Origin of the sequence: Streptococcus mitis (assembly GCF_047460035.1) — a bacterium.
Taxonomy (GTDB): Bacteria; Bacillota; Bacilli; order Lactobacillales; family Streptococcaceae; genus Streptococcus; species Streptococcus mitis_DW.
Window position 1 is genome coordinate 1 of record NZ_JASHHB010000024.1, and the last position, 670, is coordinate 670.

1 protein-coding gene is annotated in these 670 nt (G+C 40.0%); it reads right to left on the bottom strand.

All coding sequences use genetic code 11. From position 1 onward, the window contains the following. A partial coding sequence (locus QM956_RS10530; protein ID WP_414302515.1) for a DUF2207 family protein occupies positions 1-670 on the bottom strand: 670 nt, incomplete at both ends.

Below are 670 nucleotides of genomic sequence, written 5' to 3' on the forward strand. Positions count from 1 at the left end.
GAAAGCACCAACACTTCCACCACCGCCACCGCCTGAGAAACCACCACCAGAGCTACCGCTTCCGGATGATACAGAAAAGGTACTTGCTGTATTTGCGACTGAGGTGTACAAATTGATTTGAGTAGCAGATGTGTGAAATTGTTTATCCCACCCACAAGATACATAAAGATTCATAGCAGCATTTTCAAGTTGAATATTGTGAAGTTTCATGATTTTATTCACCTTCTTAGCGTATCCATAGAGAGTTGCATAGACCAAAAGACGATTCCAAAGTGCAATACTCTCTAGTTCAGCCTTATCAAGATGAGCAATATCCCGAAGCATATTTTCAAAACTTGTCCAAAGGTAATAGGCTTCTGCTCCCTCTTCATTTAAGACTCCATCACGAGAAGGTCCTCTAGTCACAAAATGAACCAAGGCACTGGCTAGCAATCCCATTAAACCGAGGAAAAGTAAAGGGAGTGAAAAATAACCACGCGTTCGCAGACTATAGTAAAAGATAAGAAAGCCTATTAAACCTGTTATAGCTGAACAGACTTTCATTTTTTTCACAAGATTATTTTCTTTTTCCGTTAAAGGTCGATAATAACTTGGAATTCGTAAAATTTTCACCTTGTCTCGAACACAACTTTGCATGCGTTCAAGTCGTCTCTCAAAGGAACGCTTGAGG